This window comes from Ursidibacter arcticus (assembly GCF_009761375.1).
In the GTDB taxonomy this organism is placed as follows: Bacteria; Pseudomonadota; Gammaproteobacteria; order Enterobacterales; family Pasteurellaceae; genus Ursidibacter; species Ursidibacter arcticus.
In genome coordinates this window covers 1-498 of sequence record NZ_LEKM01000069.1, presented here as the reverse complement: position 1 = coordinate 498, position 498 = coordinate 1, and the positions used below count along the sequence as shown (strand labels likewise).

Annotated in this window: 1 pseudogene; it reads left to right on the top strand. The window is 45.2% G+C overall.

Features of this window, described 5'->3' with window-relative positions:
* Nucleotides 1-498, top strand: a pseudogene (locus tag A1D25_RS01815) (hypothetical protein); the annotation flags it as partial.

The window sequence follows — 498 nt, the reverse complement described above, 5'->3', positions numbered from 1 at the left end:
GAACGTAATTGGCAGAGTTAAAGCGGATGAGGAAGGTAATTTCAAACTTATTGCGAAAGAAAATGGTGCTGATATTACTGACAGCAGCCAAATCACCTTAATCGCAACAGCACCGAACAAACGCGAAAGCGAAAAAACACCAGTGCCAAGCAATAATGGTGAAGTGTCGCATCCAAATGACCTCACGCCACCACCTGCGGCAGAACTCGTGCCAGATAACGATAATGCAAAATTCACCATCGAACCAGAAGTAGAAAAAGCGACGGTTGAATATACCGACAATGACAGCACCAAAAAAACCGCTGAAGTTACTCGTGATAAAGATGGCAACCTCCAATCTAACGACCCGAATGTTAAAGTCGAAGGAAAAGACACCATCATCGTTCCTAACGAAAACACACAAGATGACACCCCAGTGAGCGTGGTGACTGAAGATCTTGCAGGTAACACCTCAGAACCTACAGTTGCAGGCACACCAGAAGAATTGCCAAACAACCC